This window comes from Nostoc sp. ChiQUE01b (assembly GCF_034531255.1).
In the GTDB taxonomy this organism is placed as follows: domain Bacteria; phylum Cyanobacteriota; class Cyanobacteriia; order Cyanobacteriales; family Nostocaceae; genus Nostoc.
On sequence record NZ_JAVRBM010000001.1, the window covers coordinates 75,767 to 94,550 of the forward strand.

At 39.2% G+C, this 18,784-nt stretch carries 17 protein-coding genes and 1 pseudogene; 4 read left to right on the plus strand and 14 right to left on the minus strand.

The window, feature by feature from the left end; all coding sequences use genetic code 11:
* Window positions 1–133: 133 nt before the first annotated feature.
* The 3 genes from RMY63_RS00315 to RMY63_RS00325 all read right to left on the minus strand — a co-directional run bounded on the left by RMY63_RS00315 (window position 134) and on the right by RMY63_RS00325 (window position 2,551).
* The gene (locus tag RMY63_RS00315) at window positions 134–886 is read right to left on the minus strand and encodes an alpha/beta fold hydrolase (RefSeq protein WP_322726774.1); all 753 of its coding nucleotides are present in this window, start codon (window positions 884–886) and stop codon (window positions 134–136) included.
* A 266-nt stretch (window positions 887–1,152) separates the two neighbouring features.
* Window positions 1,153–1,665 carry a flavodoxin FldA gene (gene fldA, locus RMY63_RS00320; RefSeq protein ID WP_322726775.1) on the minus strand — a complete coding sequence of 171 codons (513 nt, stop codon included), beginning with the start codon at window positions 1,663–1,665 and terminating at the stop codon, window positions 1,153–1,155.
* Between the two features lie 670 nt (window positions 1,666–2,335).
* Complete coding sequence (locus RMY63_RS00325; protein ID WP_322726776.1) at window positions 2,336–2,551, minus strand: hypothetical protein; 216 nt, start codon at window positions 2,549–2,551, stop codon at window positions 2,336–2,338.
* A gap of 707 nt (window positions 2,552–3,258) precedes the next feature.
* On the opposite strand from RMY63_RS00325, the gene RMY63_RS00330 reads away from it, so the two are divergent.
* Window positions 3,259–3,573 (plus strand): hypothetical protein, encoded by a 315-nt coding sequence (locus RMY63_RS00330; RefSeq protein WP_322726777.1) that lies wholly within the window; start codon window positions 3,259–3,261, stop codon window positions 3,571–3,573.
* A 408-nt stretch (window positions 3,574–3,981) separates the two neighbouring features.
* Here RMY63_RS00330 and egtD read toward each other — a convergent pair whose 3' ends face one another.
* From egtD to egtC, 3 genes and pseudogenes are all read right to left on the minus strand, one after another.
* A complete protein-coding gene (egtD, locus tag RMY63_RS00335; protein ID WP_322726778.1) occupies window positions 3,982–5,016 on the minus strand; it encodes an L-histidine N(alpha)-methyltransferase in 1,035 nt (344 codons plus the stop codon).
* Window positions 5,017–5,186: 170 nt separating this feature from the next.
* Window positions 5,187–5,387, minus strand: a pseudogene (locus tag RMY63_RS00340) (DinB family protein); the annotation flags it as partial.
* Complete coding sequence (egtC, locus tag RMY63_RS00345) at window positions 5,362–6,150, minus strand: ergothioneine biosynthesis protein EgtC (RefSeq protein ID WP_322726779.1); 789 nt, start codon at window positions 6,148–6,150, stop codon at window positions 5,362–5,364. The pseudogene RMY63_RS00340 and the gene egtC, both read right to left, overlap by 26 nt.
* A gap of 1 nt (window position 6,151) precedes the next feature.
* Between egtC and RMY63_RS00350 the strand changes: the two genes are divergently transcribed.
* Entirely contained in the window at window positions 6,152–6,442 is a 291-nt protein-coding gene (locus RMY63_RS00350; protein WP_322726780.1) for a DNA polymerase beta superfamily protein, read from the plus strand.
* A gap of 65 nt (window positions 6,443–6,507) precedes the next feature.
* Here RMY63_RS00350 and RMY63_RS00355 read toward each other — a convergent pair whose 3' ends face one another.
* The 5 genes from RMY63_RS00355 to bchM all read right to left on the minus strand — a co-directional run bounded on the left by RMY63_RS00355 (window position 6,508) and on the right by bchM (window position 11,745).
* Complete coding sequence (locus RMY63_RS00355; RefSeq protein WP_322726781.1) at window positions 6,508–8,367, minus strand: ATP-binding protein; 1,860 nt, start codon at window positions 8,365–8,367, stop codon at window positions 6,508–6,510.
* 19 nt (window positions 8,368–8,386) lie between these two features.
* Window positions 8,387–9,277 carry a phosphate/phosphite/phosphonate ABC transporter substrate-binding protein gene (gene phnD, locus RMY63_RS00360; RefSeq protein WP_322726782.1) on the minus strand — a complete coding sequence of 297 codons (891 nt, stop codon included), beginning with the start codon at window positions 9,275–9,277 and terminating at the stop codon, window positions 8,387–8,389.
* Between the two features lie 292 nt (window positions 9,278–9,569).
* On the minus strand, window positions 9,570–9,950 hold the full coding sequence (locus RMY63_RS00365; protein WP_322727032.1) for a DUF423 domain-containing protein: 381 nt from the start codon (window positions 9,948–9,950) through the stop codon (window positions 9,570–9,572).
* A 155-nt stretch (window positions 9,951–10,105) separates the two neighbouring features.
* On the minus strand, window positions 10,106–10,585 hold the full coding sequence (locus RMY63_RS00370) for a hypothetical protein (RefSeq protein ID WP_322726783.1): 480 nt from the start codon (window positions 10,583–10,585) through the stop codon (window positions 10,106–10,108).
* 473 nt (window positions 10,586–11,058) lie between these two features.
* Window positions 11,059–11,745, minus strand: coding sequence for a magnesium protoporphyrin IX methyltransferase (gene bchM, locus RMY63_RS00375; RefSeq protein WP_104906499.1), 687 nt, complete (start codon window positions 11,743–11,745; stop codon window positions 11,059–11,061).
* Window positions 11,746–12,380: 635 nt separating this feature from the next.
* Here bchM and RMY63_RS00380 point away from each other — a divergent pair.
* Entirely contained in the window at window positions 12,381–13,034 is a 654-nt protein-coding gene (locus tag RMY63_RS00380) for a hypothetical protein (RefSeq protein ID WP_322726784.1), read from the plus strand.
* 314 nt (window positions 13,035–13,348) lie between these two features.
* On the opposite strand, the gene RMY63_RS00385 is transcribed toward RMY63_RS00380, so the two are convergent.
* Window positions 13,349–15,148 (minus strand): iron uptake porin, encoded by a 1,800-nt coding sequence (locus RMY63_RS00385; protein WP_322726785.1) that lies wholly within the window; start codon window positions 15,146–15,148, stop codon window positions 13,349–13,351.
* Window positions 15,149–15,874: 726 nt separating this feature from the next.
* On the opposite strand from RMY63_RS00385, the gene RMY63_RS41660 reads away from it, so the two are divergent.
* Window positions 15,875–16,081, plus strand: coding sequence for a hypothetical protein (locus RMY63_RS41660; RefSeq protein WP_416212478.1), 207 nt, complete (start codon window positions 15,875–15,877; stop codon window positions 16,079–16,081).
* 268 nt (window positions 16,082–16,349) lie between these two features.
* On the opposite strand, the gene RMY63_RS00395 is transcribed toward RMY63_RS41660, so the two are convergent.
* Window positions 16,350–18,086, minus strand: coding sequence for a diflavin flavoprotein (locus tag RMY63_RS00395; RefSeq protein WP_322726787.1), 1,737 nt, complete (start codon window positions 18,084–18,086; stop codon window positions 16,350–16,352).
* 158 nt (window positions 18,087–18,244) lie between these two features.
* Complete coding sequence (locus tag RMY63_RS00400; protein ID WP_322726788.1) at window positions 18,245–18,757, minus strand: phosphate-starvation-inducible PsiE family protein; 513 nt, start codon at window positions 18,755–18,757, stop codon at window positions 18,245–18,247.
* Window positions 18,758–18,784: the final 27 nt, after the last annotated feature.

The following is an 18,784-nucleotide window of genomic DNA, read 5'->3' on the forward strand; positions in this document are numbered from 1 at the left end:
CTAGCTTGAAAGGATGAAGCATCAATCATTAGTGGTAAAATGATTAGCGATGTCTACGACGGGCTATGCCTACGCAGCGCCAACACCAAAGGCGATCGCACTCTTGTATCTCACTGAACGATTAATCATTTTACTAATTTGTAGAAGTGCTAAAAGATAATGCAGATGCTTCTACCAGATGCGGATGGTGGTGTTGCCAAAAACTCAAAATCTCTTCGCCAACCTCTTGAGGATAGAAATAGTGAAAAAAATGATACCCTTGTGGGCACTCCCAGAGTTTATCTTCTGGCTTGAACCAATTCAACCAATCATGTAATGCAAGTGGATTGACTACAGGATCGCTCTTGCTACCACATACCATCATTGGCATAGAAACTCCACCCTTGGGTAAATAAACCAACTTAAATAAAGAATGTGATGATGGAGATTGTTCTAAATCTTTATCTAAGGCAGCTACTAACTTTTTAGTGGTATGAGGTGGTTGATTTCCAAAAAGACTGCGAACGCTGCTTGCCAAAACTAACTCACGGCTAATGCTAAAAAGTTGTCGTTGAAAGTAATAGTGAGCTTGCCAATTGTTTGCAGGTTGAGCTGCAACAGCCAGCAGGGTAAGCGATCGCACTTTTTGCGGAAATCGGCGAGCAAAGGTTAAGGCGATCGCACCACCCATACCATGTCCTGCTAAATGCACGGGGCGATCGCGCGATTTTAAAAAGTCATACACCAAATCCACAGCTTGATCTATGGAACTGGCTTCATCTTTGGTTTGCTGGTATTCCCACTGGGCGACATTTATATACCTAGATAAATGTTCAAGTAATGGTTTATCAAAACGCTGTAAAACAGGACTGGCACTTAACCATAAAATATCAAATGAATCACACATAAATACCTATAACTTCTAAATTATCAATTGCAGTAAGGGTACACAGATGTGCATTGGTGTCAACTTCAGCTGAAATCTTCTGACTGGATAAGTTTTTTTCTCACTCTCAGCCTCTTTCCCAATTTTGGCAGAGAGGAAAGCAAATTCTCCAGTTCCCCTTCTCCCAGCTTGGGAGAAGGGGTTAGGGGATGAGGGCAATAGAACGCTTTCTCTTACCTAACTTCTACGTTAAGTTGATGCCAATAACAGCTCTGCGCCCTTAATCTCTACAAACTAAATTCTGTCTTCAACTGAGCAACCCAAGTTTTAATTCGCTCATCTGTTAGCTCAGATTGACTACCTTCATCGAGTGCCAATCCGACAAACTTGCCATTTCTTAAAGCTCTAGAATTCTCAAAGTCATATCCCTCAGTTGGCCAGTAACCAACAGTTTTACCACCCCGCTGGGAAATTTTTTCTTCCAGAATTCCAATTGCATCCTGGAAGTTATCGCTATAGCCATATTGGTCTCCATCACCAAAATAAGCAACCAGCTTCCCACTAAAATTTATGTTATCGAGATCGGAGAAAAAGCCTTCCCAATCGCTCTGAAGTTGACCAATATCCCAAGTAGGAGAGCCAATAATCAGCAAGTCATACTCATCAAAAGTGCTGGTATCCGCTTCGTAAATGGGATGTAATGTCACAATATCATCACCAAACTCATCCCGAATTTTTTCAGCATCAGATTCAGTGTTGCCAGTTTGAGTACCGTAAAACAAACCAATTTTTTTTGACATATTGACACCTGATAAATAAATAGTTGTGTGCTCTGCTGAAAAGTCGCCTTGAGAGGTTGGTTAATCCAGCGTTCCCTGCCCATCAAGGCATCGACTCCAGTGTTTGAACAGCCACGCTTGCTTGTCATGGCGTTATCTTTTCAGAAAGTTTGCAAATAGCTGAAATACATGTCCCACTTAAATGAGTATTAGTCTCAATAACTCTGAAGATATACTACCAGACTTATTGAGAGTCTTTTTCATTTATTTAAGTAAACTTTTGTTAAGTATTTCAGAAAACAAACTGAAAACTAGACGAGGAAGCAACAATTCTCGTACCTTGATTGGTCAAAAACCTTGCACTTACTCGAATAGGAGTAGTGAGATGAACGCCTGAACAAAAAGCATTTCTCAGTTACTGGAGTTTAGACTAAAAACGATACAAGACTTGATCTTGGAAGAGTTATGTGATATTTCTCTTTGGCTGATTTAAATACGGTAATTCTGTCGATTTACCGTATTTTTATATTAAGAGTGAACAACTCACTTTGCAAGAGGATAGTTTAAATCAAACGGAAATTGCCCCTTATCCCGCTGCGCCGCCTGTGGGGTGCTTCTGAGAAACTCTTTGCTCCACACTTACAGGTTAGAAACGCTAAAAATGGTGAAAATTTCTATATTGCATAAATTTTCACACATCAAAATTGCCTAGAATTAATCTGAACTCTAGGGTTAAATCATAATGAGATCCCTGACCTGGGCTGGTTTTATTAGATAATCTTCTGAACGGGATAGTGGCTTTGGCCACTTCACCAATATAGTAACCATAAAAGCCCAGAACCACGCTTTCAAGCAGGCTTAAAAGCACTACTGAGGATTCGGTTTTAGCTGTCAGGGTACTTTTCATTATAAAAGTTTCTCTACATCAGTAACGGGTGGCGATCGCTGCCGGTGGGGCGCTTTCAAGAAACACATTCGGTGGGCTGAGAAATGGGAATAAGTTCCAAACCAAGAGCCTGAGCTTTTTGGCTGCGTCCTTAAGAGTTAATTTCATTTTTTCGCTTAACATTGCTTTAATGCTCACTCTACTCACGCAGTTGTTCCTATTTAGCCTAACTGGTATCTTATTTCTCTGCTGTTTTATTAAAAATTCATATACTTTTTGCTTTAGTTAGTTAAATATGCGAGTGAGAGTTGATGTTATCTAAATCAGTTTTTTAAAAACTTCAGTAATATTCCTCTTTTCTGAGAAAGTTAAATATAAATAGAATATTAATAGTTGTGCTGGCTTAGTTGATTAAAAAACGTTAATTATTCCAGGTGTATCTATTTGCTAATTCTCTTTTAGTCAGATTCAGTAGTCTTAAAATAACCACTCTCTTTCTTTTTAAAAAATAGAGTTTAGCTTCCTCTTGATTGAGAGAAGTTAGATTGTTGTTAGCGAATTAATGTACTAAGCATTAATATTCTGTTCATTTGGAAATCGCTGTGTTCAAGTTTGATTGGACAACAGCGTCATGATTTCTATGGGAAAATTGCAGTTTTATTTCTAACTGAGAACAAACACAACTTCTTTAAGCTTTGAATATTTATCAATCCATTTTACCAATCCCTATGCAACACTATATTTCTCATTTGCTGGTACTGGTTTTAGGAACAAGTTCAACTTTCCTAGTTACTCCATCTCAAGCTCAAACTCCGGTAAAAACCAATAGTCAAAATCCTGAGAATGTTATCTCCATATCTTCAAGTTCACCTTCGGCTACCCAATTGAGTGATTTTGCCAATTCTACTAATAGCAAACCACCTCTCCTTTCTGAGGTAACTAATAACTCTTCCGTTACTAATGCCAATATAACAGCAAATAAACCTCGTGCACGGGTTCCTATATTCAGCAGAATTTTTGCCACACCTTCGATGCAGCAATAATTAGTCGCATACTAAAAGCCTCACCTTATACCAATTCGCAATTCGCAATGACGCTCGCGGACTCGCTAACGCTGCGCTAACGCAATTCGCAATTAATAAATTCAGATGGTGTCTGGGTTTCAAAGTTTTAATCTGTTGCCGGATTTTAGAGAATTGGTATTAAATCCCTCTCCCAAGCTTGGGAGAGGGATTTTGAAATTGGCTCCCCTTCTTCCAAAATTGGGAGAAGGGATTGGGGGATTTAGCAAGATCCCGCAGGGTGAGCAAATTTTGCATTTGTGCAAGAGACTCCATGAACAGAGTCCACAACGAAGTAATAAAAATATCTCTTTCTCAGTCCTCATTACCCCTTATCCCCAGAGGGGCCCCACCATCCCCAGCCCCTATTTTCAAGCTAGGTCTAATGCTTTATGCTTGCAGCTGACAGAGCATTAAGCCAAACCATTGATTTGGATCTCTCCACACATGAAGAGGTAATAAACCTTGTCCAGTTAGTTGCTGTTTGATATTATTAAGGTCAAATTTGCGGGAAATTTCAGTGAGGATAGTCTCATCTCGTGCAAAATTAACCTTAAGATTAAGAGCGCGTAATTCTACAATTTGCGATCGCAGGCTGCATAAATGCATTTCTATTTGATGCTCGCTTTCATTGTAAAATGCTTGGTGTTCAAACTGGGTTGTGTCAAAGTTACCCTCAAATCGCTGATTTAAATGTTCCAGCATATTGAGGTTAAATGCAGCTGTCACTCCCTGGCTGTCGTTATAAGCTGGTTCCAAAATCTGTTTTGGCTTTTGTAAATCTATCCCCAATAAAAAATACTCACCTACTTGTAGAGCATTGGTAATCTGAGAGAAGAACACATCACACTCATCAGGGGTAAGATTACCTAAACTGCTACCAATAAAACAAATCATCCGACTGGGTAATTGCGTCGGTAGGAGTTTTGCAAGGGCTAATTCATAGGTTCCCGCTAGTGCATAAACTTGGAGTAAGGGATAATCTTCTAATAACTGCTTGGCACTACTTTCCAATATACCTGCACATACATCAATTGGTAGGTAATGCAGAGGATAGCTTAGTTGCTGGTAAGCATCTAGTAAAATGCGGGTTTTACTAGAACTGCCACTGCCAAGTTCTACCAATTCACAAACGCCAGTTATCTCGGCAATTTCACCAGCATACTGCTGTAAAATCGTTGTTTCTGTGCGTGTAAGATAATATTCTGGTAAATCACAGATTTGCTCAAATAGATCGGAACCACGGTCATCATAAAAGTAACAAGGGGGTAGAGATTTAGGTGTTTGAGTTAATCCCTTCACTACATCACTCCCAGCACTAGGCGCAACTATTTGAGTTGCTTCTACCAAACGCTCTATCAACAAGCGTTTTTCAACGCTGCTTTGAGAAGTAACGTTGCTGTTAACAGCTTTGGATATCGACATGAAACCTCCGTTTGCTCGGCGTAATAGGTTACTTTGATAGCAGACCTTTACTCCAATCAGTGAAACACATAGCCATAGTTAATAAAACCATGCCTGAGCAATATAGCTCAAGCTTTAAAGCTATTTTTCACCATTTTCCCCTTAGAATAATAGCAAGTAAGCACCTAAGTGCTATGTTCTAGCAGCGATAAAGACTCGATATAGGCAATATGCCCCAAGTGCCAGCCAACAGGACTAAAGTCAGGATGAGGTTGACTAAAGAATGTGGCTTCGTCCATATCTTGCAACAGTGCAAAAGTTTTCGAGCGGCATTTATGGAAGACTTGAGAAATAGCCTCTTTTATACTAGATTTGCTCAATTTTGATCTCACAGTCTGCTCCCACACTAATGATGCTATTTTCTGGGCAAGCAATCCAATTACCTATAAATAGAGGTTCGGACGCAATAATTACGGATTTTGGGAAAGTCGGATCATCTCGTATCCAGTAAAGAGATGGAGGCCGTGAAGTGGTAGCAAAACGAGAGGCTATTAAGCGATGTCCGTCACTAGAGATTATATTGAGTGAGGCTTCTACTTGATAGCGTTTTGCCATCTCTAAAAGCGTTAATAATGTGGTGCGTAAAGCATACTCTGGAGGTCGATGTTTGTTAATTTGACTTTGCGAAAGTAACAATGCAAAAATGTGTTCGGAGTCAGTACTGCCATTAATTTTTTCGTAAAAATCTTGGGTTAAAGTGCTGCGGATTTTTCTGTGTAATGTTTTCTGGAAATTTTCGATTCGTCCATCATGAATAAATAGCTGTTGTTGATGGCTAAAAGGCTGACAATTAGCAAAATCTAGGGCTTGGACTGGTCTAGCACTGCGGACATAAGCAAGTACGCACTTCGATTCAACGTAACGACTGAGACTGGGTAGGTTTATATCATTCCAAATAGGCAGGGTATTTTTGTAGATAAAAGGGCTAGTATCTTTTTGAATATGATACCAACCCACACCAAAGCCATCTGCATTTACTACCCCAGAGGTCATTTCACGGGGTTGATAACTCTGGACTATCAATGAGTGTTCTGGTTTATACAGAAGATGTTCTAAAGAAACAGGCGAACCGAGGTAAGCAAGTAAACGGCACATTATGAATATTCCACCTTCTATTAACACAATTATTGGGCAACAGCCTTACCCGCTTTTATTCACTATCATTAGTGGTTCCCACTTATATGGTTTTCCTTCACCTGATTCTGATTATGACTTACGTGGTGTGCATATTTTACCAGTTCAAGAAGTAGTGGGATTAGAGACTGGGAATGAAACCATTGAAGTCTCAGAATTTCGTGAATCTTTAGAAATTGATTTAGTGACTCATGATATAAAAAAAATCTTTTTAATGCTACTTAAAAAATGGTTATTAACTCTTCAATTTTAGCTTTTTAAAAAATAAAATTTTCCAATATTAATTTTTGATTAGGCGTTGACTATAGAGTAGCGGTACTAATTTGTTTGTGTCTTAATAGGTAAGACGATTACAAACTCTGTTCCTTGTTCGAGTTCAGATATTACTTCTATTTTACCTTGATGTTTGTCAACTATCTGATAAGAAATACTTAAACCTAACCCAGTACCTTTACCCACTGGTTTAGTTGTAAAAAAAGGGTCAAACAGTTTATTTTTAATCTCTGATGGAATTCCAGAACCGTTATCTCTGATTGCTACTTTGATATAAATATCATCTATATTTAATGTATCTATAATAATTTGTTTACTTTTAACTGAATGAGCTTTTTGATCTAACAGAGCATCTATCGCATTACTCAGAATATTCATAAACACCTGATTGAGTTGTGCTGGGTAACACTCAACTAAGGGTAAATCTCCATATTTTTTAATTACTTCAATTTCTTGTTGAAGTCTGTGATTTAGAATTAACAGGGTATTATCAATTCCTTCATGAATATCTACTTCTTTCATATCAGCTTCATCTAATCGGGAAAAGTTCCGCAAAGATAACACAATTTCCCGAATGCGTTGAGCACCCATTTTCATAGAAACAAGTAGACTAGGCAAATCTTTATGAATAAAATTTAAATCAATTTCTTCAATATTTTCTTCTATCGAGTAGATAGTATTTGGATATTCTTGCTGATATAAACTTACCAGATTAAGTAAATCTTGAGTATAATCACTGGCACATTCAATATTTCCATAAATAAAGTTAACAGGATTATTAATTTCATGAGCTATACCTGCTACCATCTGCCCAAGAGAAGACATTTTTTCTGTTTGGATTAATTGCCCTTGAGCTTCTTTTAAGTCTTGTAGGGTTTTTTGAAGTTCTTGAGTTCGTTCTTCTACACGTTGCTCTAAACTTTGACGAGCTAGTTCTAGTTCTTGGGTTCGTTCTTCTACCCGTTGCTCTAAACTTTGGCGAGCTAGCTTTAGTTCCTGGGTATAATCTCCTACCCATTCCACCAATTGATTCAGGGAGGTAGCTAATGTCCCTACTTCATCATTACTTGTGACATTAGCTCTCAATTGAAAATTTGACTCTTGCGTGATTTTTCTGGCAACGTTAGTAACTATTTGCAAGGGACGGGCAATTAATCTACTGGTATATAATGCTAGTATAGCTGCGATCGCAGCTGATAACACCATACTTCCAATAATAACTTTAATTCGTAGGTTTTGGGCACTCTTAAAACTAGCATTTGCTTGTTTTTTTTTAATTTCTGCATGTCTGATAATCTGAATTAACTCATCTGAAAGTTTCTCAAATTCAACAGAACTCTTGACTTCTTTTTTGAAAAAAATTAGTAACTCTTCCTGATCGGCTTGTGTTGTTTTTGATGACAATTTATGTTGTTCAATCTGTTGCCAAAAATCTTGTACTATTTGAGTATATGTTTTTGTACTTTTTTTATATTTATTCAATAAATTCAACAAATATATATTATTTATTGTTGAATCATGAGCATAGGTATTTGTAAAAGTTTCTAGTTTGAATAACTGCTGATTAACTTGACTCATTTCATCGAGAAATCTATTTTTCTCAAATTCTAACCAAATAGAGTTTTCTAATACAGTAACTAACCTTTGTGGATGTAGTCGCACTCTAGTTATTGATGTTTCTAAATCTTTTAATAGAGATTGTTGTTGATAAGATAAATCTAACTGTTGCTGGGCAAGTGTTTCATAGCGGTATGCAAGTAATAAACCACTTGTTGTACCTATGAAAGCAATACTAACTGCTAGAGTATAGCCATAACTAATCTTTTTAGCGATATTCCAGTTATTGCTTAAATTACTAAGTAATATAAAAATCCTTTTAGCAGAATGTTTCGTAGCAGCTATCATTTATTTATCGACTATAGTATTATAAAAATTTTCCTTGTCCAATTTTTTGATAAACTTCACGAATCATATTATAATCAGCATCATTTGCTATAACTAATTTGCTTCCTTTATACTTTTGGTTCGCTTTAGCAGTCACCAAACTTTGAATGAGTTTATCCTGATACTTAATCATGCGCGATCGCATATCTGTTATAAAGCTAGATGCCAACTGGTTACTAGCAACAAATACATCACCAGGAAGTAATGGCCCTTTAAAAATTATAGAAAAATCTTTCTCAAGTAAGCCCTCAGATTCGAGAATGTTTTTGTATCTGTCAGATGCAGTCGCCCAAGCATCTACCTCACCTTTTTTTAAGGCTTGTACTCCTTTATCATCCAACATGACAGTTTTGAAATCAGTTTTTGGATCTAATCCAGCATCTATCAGTAGCTTTGTGGGAGCAAGATGTCCAGAGGTTGAGCCAATTTTTCGCATGGCAATTGTTTTGCCTTTTAATTGAGATAATAATTTAATTTTGCTATCTGCACGGACTACAATAATCGAATGGTAGTTTGTGCGCTCAATCGCAATTATCGGAATAGCCTTTGCTCTAGCATTCAAAATCAAGTATTCTGAAGGCCCTGCAAATACAATATCCACCTCTCCTGATAACAGTGCTGGTGCTGCTGCTGTCGAATTTTCTACAGGAAAAAACTCAATTTTTATGTCTAATATCTCTTCTAATGTGGTGCGAAAAAGTCCATAATCTCGTTCTAAGTCTTTAATTCCAGTAACATCTGTAACTGCAAATTTGAGATTTTTTGGTGCAGTTATTGCCATTTGATCTGAGCTATTAGTAGTAGAATTTACTCCTGTTGTGCAACCAGCAGTAAACAGTAGCGAATACCAAAGAAAGTTGCGCCGTTTCATAAGTTGGAATGATATTATAAATGTAAAATTTCTTAGTTGTTATTTAATAATATACTTATGCATTATGAAGTTTATTGCTTTTTTGTATTTGTGGCTTCTGTAATATTACGTAAATAAGTTTGATGAATTTGGCAATCCTGTTTATTGGAAAATATCGGGTGCGTCCCACTTGAGAAAAAATACCTAACGATTAAACATCTCCATAAACTAAATATGCATCACGTTAAAAAAGAGGAAATTGAGCCTTCAACAAATGGAGTTAAGAATTTTTCACTCCTAACTCCTAACTTTTTTACAACTTCAAATTCCAAGCGGCAAAAGCTAAAGCACCCCAACCAGCAATCAAGGCTGTGCCCCCAAGTGGTGCGATCGCTCCCAAGGATTTAATACCGGTTAAGCTAAGGGCATACAAGCTTCCTGAGAAAATAGCAATGCCAATGATAAACAGCCATCCACTGGCGATAAGAGTAGGTTGAGGGGACTCGGTACGACTAATTAGTATTGCTACTAAGAAAAGTGCTAGAGCATGATACATTTGATAACGAGCGCCAGTTTCAAAAATTTCTAGCGATCGCTCACTAATCTTTTCTCGCAAGGCATGGGAAGCAAAAGCACCAGCAGCAACTGACAAACCGCCTAAAATGGCAGCAACGCTCAAAAAAATCTGCGTCATTACACCTAGCCGTAAGTTGGTAAAGTCGTCATTGGTCAGAGACGCGATTAATCGCGTCTGTACAATGGTCATTAGTGAATAACAAGTGACAAATGACAAAGGACGAAGGACAAAGAACAAAGGACGAAGGACAAAGAACAAATGACTAATGACAATTAGACATCAAAATGATATGATACAGCCCCTTCTTCGTTCACCTTAAAGTTTGCATTGAATTCTTTAGCTTTTTGATCTAAATATTGTCTGGCGTGGGCTGCGGGTAGTTGTGACTGCATGGCAAAACCTAAAACAGTTACGCGCCCGTGATTTTCTTGTAGCATCTCATAAAAAATCGATTGCAGGCGATCGCTAACTTGTTGATTAATCGCCTTTTTCTCCTGCCGACTTTGACGGTACAATCCCAATGCCAACCATGTGCCCAGTGTTAGGGTAGGGACACCAAAAATTAGACCACCAACAGCAGCATTATTATCTTCATAAGTAGCATTTGGTGCGTTAAACTCATACTCACCCACGGGTATTATGATGGCTTTACGTGTAGCAAATTTTTCTAATGCCGCTGTTGCTGATAGAGTTACAAACATGAATCCGAGTGTCAGTAGCCAACCGGCAGCTAATTTTTCAGCAGTTTTCATAGTTTCACTTCAGATTTACACTTTGCTTGCGATTTTAACCTGACTTTCATAAAGGTTCCAATATCTCAATCTACTCCCAGCAACAGTTTTTTAGCTTTTGCACAATATTTTTTTGCCTACATTGCTTAATTAGTGCAGCGTTGGTTAATACAATGTCACCCGTTATAATCTGAAATTAGGGAATTAGAGAAACTAGATAAACAAGAAATTAAATACACCTATAAAACCCTTGGAGTCAGCATTCCCAGAAGTTTGATATCCGCTGTTGAAGCTTCAAAGAAGAAGTTTTATCTGAATAAAACGTAAATGTAGTTATTTGCTTTCACTATTCTCTTGGGAGCAGCTGCGATCGCTCGGTTATTTAGAGAAAAAACAAAGTTTGATGCCAACGGCAATATCTATCATATCTCAGGTTTGAGATTGTTAAATCGCAGCAAGATGTTTATTATACCTTTGCTGCGACGATTTTAACCTTAATTGCGTGTAGCTTCCAGTAGCCGAGAAAAATAGAAGCGAGTCTTCGTCATTGCCCGTCGTTGCAATGAAAAACCATTACTTTCCAAGATTTTTACCACATCAGCCTCACGATGCAAATATGCACGAGTGGCTTTACTTGGCCCAGGAAAGAAACTGCCAATTTTCTTGAGTATACTCAGGGCGCACGTCTTCGGCGCAAAACTGAGAATTATCCGCGACTGTGCCAAAGAACAGAGGTGAGATATCATCTCATCAGCTTTTTCTTGAGGGTAATGGATGAGAACATCTAGGCAAATAACGGTATGGTAGCTACCACTCAATGATTCCAAATCCTGCACAGCAAAAGTGGGATTTTCGGCATTTCCCAAAGTTTGCTTTGCTCTATCCCTGCCTTCTTCTACCATTTTTTCTGAAATATCGGTGGCATAGACTTTAGCACCATCTACTGCTAGGGGAATGCTGAGACTACCGACACCACACCCAGCATCACAAATTGATAGCTCTGGTAAATTGTTATCAGCCTTCAGCCAACCGAGAACTGTATCCACAGTTTGCTGGTGTCCATTGCGGATGTCTAATTGGACTTTGTTGACTTCGCCATCACCGTAGATTCGCTTCCAACGGTCAAATCCTGTGGAATTGAAATACTCGCGAACAATCGTTTTGTCGTCGGCTGCGTTCATAAACTTTGATTTTTAGGGGTTCCCAATGCTTAAAATTATCATTGATAGGAACCCATAAGAGCGGTCTTCCAGATTTTTCCAGATGATAGTTCGCCGATAAGCAAGGATACTTACGTACATAAGTAGCTGGGTGGGAAAATTTATCGTTGAGAGAAGGCAGGAGGCAGGAGGCAGGAGGTAGAAACTATTTTTATCTGATGTTGAGTCTTGCATTTTGTACCTCATTTACTTGCAAACTGCTGTATTTGTTTATTTAAATGGAAACTGCTATTTTTCTATGGTTTCACAATTCACGATCGCTAAATACTATTTATAGCTATTTAAATATCCATGATTTTTGCAACCTCAAATTTCCTCGAAATTTATATCTATAGATATAAAAAATACCTCTTTAAGATAGAATTAAATTGCAATCGCAACATTTATGCTGTTAAAATTTTGATTATCTGTAAACAATGTGTTGTTGAAAGAGGCTCATTCGTGATGTGCAAGTCAACGCCAGTAAAAAGGGAAAAGTAAAAATACTTGCGGCAAAAAATTACAAAAGTTCAATATTTAATATTCGTTATAATGCTGGTAATACTGTTTAAAAAGCAAGTAGAGCCTGCAATTTGCAAAAAAATAGGGACAAAGAAATGAAAAACTTTAAATATATTTTGATGGTAGTTGTATTACTCGCAAGTTTAGTATTTGCTCAACCTTCGCTAGCCGATCGCCCGAAATATAGCAAAAATCCTGATTACATAACACTGACTCAACAAGTGAATGTTTTGAAAATGGCGGAAAAAACACAAACTCAATTAGAGGGCTATACACCAGAGCAAATCGACCAAAAAATCAACGAGTTAGAGTTGCAAAAATATGCCTTTGAGTCAGGAATTGATTGGGGTCAGTGTACTAATCAAACAGGTAAGACTCTAGCTATCTACGGGCCAGAACCAGATATTGACGATGATGAATATTCCGAGGGGGCTGCACTGTATTTTCTGGGTAATGGCCAGACAACTAAAGATAGATGGAATTGTAAAGGAGTTTATCTAGCAAATGACTCTACAGCCCTTACTTTGGGAAGAGACAAACAAGGGCAAGAATTGGCGGGTGGCTTTGTGATTAAGGTTCCAAATGGAACTAACTTGGTTTTGAAGACAAATCCAGATACTGGGGTGATTGAATTCAATCAAGCTGGTACTAAAATCTTGAAAAGCGGTGAAGTGAATTGGTTTATCCCGAATGTATCGCAAAACATTATAGATGCACGAGCGATTAATGCACCTACCAAAAAAGCATAGAAGAGATAGGGAGCAATGCGATTTTGTGAGATGGGGAAGCAGGGGAGGCTCTTGAGGCAGGGGGAGAGAAAGAAATAAGTGTATTCATTTCTATTTAAGTAGCAAAAATTACTAAACTATTCTTTTTCTCCCCCTGCTCCCCCTGCTACCCTTGCCTCCCCTGCTCATTTCACGATATTCACGTATTCAAAATTAAGAAAGCCAGATATTACAAGAGTTTATGCGTGTGTATCTGTCGCATTCTTTTTTCAAATTGGTATTACTACAACTTCTTTCTCCCCTGCACCCTTGCTTCTCCCCCAATCCCCAGCGCTCTAGAAGGCAAAAGTAGTGCGAAGTGCGCCTACAATTGCTGTGTCATTAGCACTAAAGCCTTCAGGGCTGAAGATGAAATATACACCAGGGGTAATAGAGATATTGTCATTGACCCGATAGTTGTAAAACGTTTCTAGATGGTAGGGAGTCGCGTCTTCTGGACGAGAAGCAATTCCTGCTACAGATTGCCGATAAAGCGGCTGTCCAAAAATGACGGCTGCGGTGTTTCCTTCATGGAATATGTCTCTAAAATGCAACCCAGCCGACCAGCTACTAAAGGTTGTAGAGGCATCTACATTCAAGAGATTAGCAAAAAGCAACGCACCTGATAATGAGATGGATGTTTTTGGCGCAAACCGCCACGTTACTGTTGCACCAACAGAATTTACATTGATTGGCTCATCAAGAGTTGCTAATGTCGCGTCACCACCAAACCTCGCCAGTTGTGCTGCATTGGGAGTAAATCGAATAGAAGCAATATCAGCGCTACCCAAGCCTGTACCTAGAATGTTAATTGTGTGGTAGCTGTGTGCATAGTTGATGCCGATATCAATAGTTGAGATTGGTTTGAGGGTCAGTTGTGCAGCAATTGCTTGTGTACCGTTAAAGACACCTGCTCCCAAAGGTGTGTTCAAAAGACCACCATCTTCTGATATTGGAGCTGAACCACTACCATAGATAACTCCAAGTCCCACTTGTTTTGAAGGATTCCACAAGAAACCAGCACCCGCTAATAAACCCGTACCAGAAGTGCCTCCTGTCATTCTGACGGCAGCGTTATAACCTGCAAATCGAGAGATTGCACCTTGACTATCGCTAGCGTAGGGAGTGATGGCAGGAAAAACATCTGTAATCTCTGCATTTGTGCCACCAAAAACCACAAATTTCTGAGACAACGGTAAGACGTAAGCTAGTTTGTAAAGACTAACTGAATTTGCTCCGCCATCGGGTTGTAATGTCTGGGGGTTAAAACCAGGAAATTGAGGTTCAAAGCTTAACTTGGTTGAGCCTGCACCAAGAAAACTTGAATTCGGCAGTAATTGGCCTTGAATGGTTCCTCTTTCATAAAATGAACCGCTCGATCTGAAGTTGTAAGCTTGAAGTCCAACAATAAACAAATCACTGCCGTTAAAGCTGCTGGTAAGATTGAGCCTGACGCGATTATTGAAGGCTAATTTAGCATCTTGGCTACCTGGTTCTCCACCTGTCGCTGTGGACAAAGAAAAAATTGCTTCGCCATTAAGTTTAGTTGTGGTAGAAAACTGTTGCTTCTCTAAAGTAGCTGTGTGAGTTTCTAAAGCATCTACTCGACCCCGCAATGTCGCAAGTTCAGATGCAAATTGTTCTTGAAGTTTTTGGAGAGTAGTTAAATCTTCTTTCTTAACTAAGTCACTAGTGCTAGTAGCAATCAGTTCGTTGATTCTATCTAAGCAAGCATTCAATCCGGCAGCAAATTCATAACGGCTTAAGGCACGATTCCCTTTATAAGTACTGTCAGGATATCCGACAATGCAACCGTAACGCTCCACCACTGATTGCAGTGCTTGAAATGCCCAATCTGTTGTCTTAACATCAGATAATTGAGATACTGAGTTTACTTGAGCGATCGCATTAGATTCTAGAAAATTAGAATTAGTTGAAAATCCGCTACTGTTGTCTTTATCTGCGCTCTCAAAATTGTTTACAGGATTGTTAGCATTTAGTTGAGCAGTTGCAGGAGATGTACCCAGCAAAATAAAAGCAGTAAGTAAGCACAGCCAACTGACTCTTTTCGTACAGATTAACTTATAGTAATTCACACCCATTCCTCACACACAAAATAAAATACCACTGTTCTTTGTGAATACTAATTATTCACAAGTTAAAGCTAACCAGCAAAGGCAATCTTTCAAGGATTAAATACTCTTTTTGTTAAGAGCTGCGGATTAAATATGCAAATTTATACCGCACCAAATTACTTGGTACAGAATTCACGAATATCTCAGTCGATACATCGGCTGAGGATAGTTGCAGCTTTTATCAAGCTAAAAATTGTAATTTTAACAATTACTTAGCCACGAGTAAAGACTTCATTGCTTGAAAAAATACTTTTTGAAATTGTTAAACTACTTAAAGTTTATAAATACACTATAGTTTTGATAAGTAGTACTTTACCATGTCTTTTTTACAAAAATAAACATTTTTAAAGTTTTTACTTTTTAAATATATACAAATAACATTAAGTATTATTGGATATTATAATAAATAGCCTTTTGATAATATTAAAATATTATATAATCCGCTCGTTCGTGCAATTAATAATGAGTTTATTGTCAGCCGGAACAATAGACTTCTTGCATAAATCCAAAATAAGAACCCCACCCCGCCTTTGACTTACATCAAAGTCTCCCTGCCCCTAATCCCCAGAGGGGGCCCCGAGTTCCCCGCAGGCGGGGAGGAGTTGGGGGTGGGGTTTAGGGGACTTTTGCAAGAGGTCTAATCGCATTGTCAGCCGGAACAATCGCATTGTCAGGCGAAACAATCGCATTGTCAGGCAAAACAATCGCATTGTCAGGCAAAACAATCGCATTGTCAGGCAAAACAATCGCATTGTCAGCCGAAACAATCGCATTGTCAGCCGAAACAATCGCATTGTCAGGCAAAACAATCGCATTGTCAGCCGGAACAATCCCGTTGAAACTCTAAAAGACTTGTGTGTATACCGTAGCTTTACAAACAAAGAGGTTTTTTAGACAAGAGTGAACAGTCAACAAGAGGACAAGAGGCAGGGGGCAGGGGGGAGAACCTCATGCATAAATTCCGGTGGCTCTGAAATAAGGACGTATTATTTCTCTCTGCGAGACGCACTCGCGTTCGCGCTTCGCGTCTTCTTCATAAATGTTTTTACTTTGAGCATAAATAAATTTACTTGCTCTGTATTCTTTTTGGCAGGGGAATCCTAGAATCCTTCTCCTCTGCTCCCTGCTCCCTGCTCCCTGCTCCCCTGCCTCTTCTGTCAGGTTAATAATAGCTGCCAGATTTCCGATGTTCCAAAGCCGTGACACCATCATTTTCCAACACTTCACCGCCATCGATGACGGCATAAATTAACCATCGATCGCCACATTCAAGCTGATTTTGCACTGTACATTCTAAATAGGCTAATGCCTCATTCAAAATCAAACAACCATTCAGAGCAGTTTTTGTGTCAAGATTTGCAAAGGGATTATCTCCTAAAGTGCTATGACGAGAAAAATAGCGGCGCACATTTCTTCCTTCTTTGAGGATATTTAGCACAAATTTATCGCCGGGGTGATGCATTAACTCTGCATTTTGCTCGTTAGCGATCGCAATCATAATCCCTGGCGGGTTAAAAGTTGCCTGCGATACCCAAGAAGTTAAAACGCCTTTGTGAGTTTCTTCATCGCGAGTTGTCACAACACACAGAGAACCAACGATCCGCCCCACCGCTTGTTCGGTACGATCTACATGGGTTTCTGTGACAATCTGGCGGGAAGAACGCAGTTTTTTGGTTTTCTTCAAGTTTTGGGCAAAAAAAGCACCGGCTTCTTGAGACTGCTGGAGAATCTCAGGAGTCGGACTGAAACGCACCCGAATTGTTTCAAACCCTAGTTGATAATTAGCATCTTTGAGCTTGCTTTCGATTAAATCTATTGCCTCGCCACTCCAACCGTAGGAACCAAACACCCCTGCTAACTTAGTTTTAGCTGCCACCGAGAGAACTATTCCTAAAGCAGTTTGAATTTGAGTCGGTGCATGGCCGCCTAAAGTGGGTGAGCCAATAATTAAGCCATCGCAGGTTTCTACAATGCGGTTAATCTGTGCAGAATCGGCTAGTTCACAGTTGATTGATTCTACATTAACTCCATTTTGGATCAAACCTTGAGCGATCGCATTGGCCAGAATTGCTGTATTTCCATAAGCAGAAGCATAAAGCAAAGCAACACTCAACTCTTGAGATTTTTGCCCTTGACACCATTGACGGTAATCATAAGTAAAACGGCTCAGGCTGTAACGGACAACCGGGCCGTGTGCTGGGGCATAACATCTAGCTCCCAAAACCGACAACTTATCTAATGCGACTTCAACTTGTTTGGCTTGGGGCGCATGGAGACATTCAAAATAGTAACGACGTTCCGCATCTAATCCCTTCCAATCTTCATCAAACAAGGTATCTTCGCAAATATGAGCGCCGAAAAGTTTGTCTGTGTAGAGAATTTTTGTGGCGGGATCGTAAGTACAAAGTCCATCCACCCACCGGGGAGTTGGTACGGTGACAAATGATAGAAGATGTCCTTGCCCTAAATCTAGAGTATCCTGCGATCGCATCGCTTGAATAGGTGATTCAAATTCGGGAAAGGCAGTTTTTAGAGCATTAGCGGCGGGGCGAGAACAAATTAGAGTCGCTTGAGGAACCAGAGAGAGTAATACTTGCAAGGTTGCTCTGCGGTTCGGGTTGACATGACTAAGAACAATGTAATCTAGGGTGATGAAATCTAGATTTTGTGCTAGTTGCTCAAGGTAAATTTCGGTAAAAGATTCGCCGGGAGGGTCAATTAAAGCCTTTTTATCAGCTTGAATCAGATAAGAATTTGCTGTAGTTCCCCGTTGGCGGGAATACTCCACCTCAAATTTTAATCTGTCCCAAGTCCGCGATCGCAAAATCAGAGTATTTTTACCAATTTCAGCAACTTGTACATCTCTGCTATGGTTGGGCGTTAATGTTGCAACAGACATAATAACCTCTCTTAATTGGGCATGGGGCAAAATAGTTCCGAGTTCCGAGTAAAGAAGTGAGATTTCCCACTCAGCACTCCTGAAGGGCATTGGGCATTGGGCATTGGTTATTCTCCTTCTCTTCTCTGTGCCTATTCCCTATTCCCTACTCCCTATTCTTAATGACTATTGGTTTGTGTTAATTCAGACTTAACTCGGCTTCTATAGCGTTTAGATACTTCTTGTTCCGGGTCGATACCTTCAAAGGTAGGGGGTAGCCAAACTCGGAGAAACTGTAGTACTCCCAGGACTAATAAAAAGGCACAAGTTGCTAAAACTTGGCTCCAACTTGTTTCTAGAACACCTTTAACAATGACTTCTCGCAAGGCAGAAACGATAGAAACTTCAACAGCTACCCCAATAGATACTCGATGTTCCTGTAGGTAAATAATCAGCAGTCGGAATAGCTCAACTAAGATAAGTAAAAAGAGGATATCGGCAGTAACAGCATGAAAATCTAAAGGTGGAAGTAAGGAGAGAAACATATCTCTCACCTGAAACACCATGAAACTAAATAAACCGATACACAGGGAAATCACAATTACATCTTGGATAAATTCCAAACTTCGCACGACGCGCCCGCGATTGATTTCGTACATGCTAATTGAGGTATTTTCAGGAGATTTATACATAGTTGTTTGGAGTGGGGAGTGGGGAGT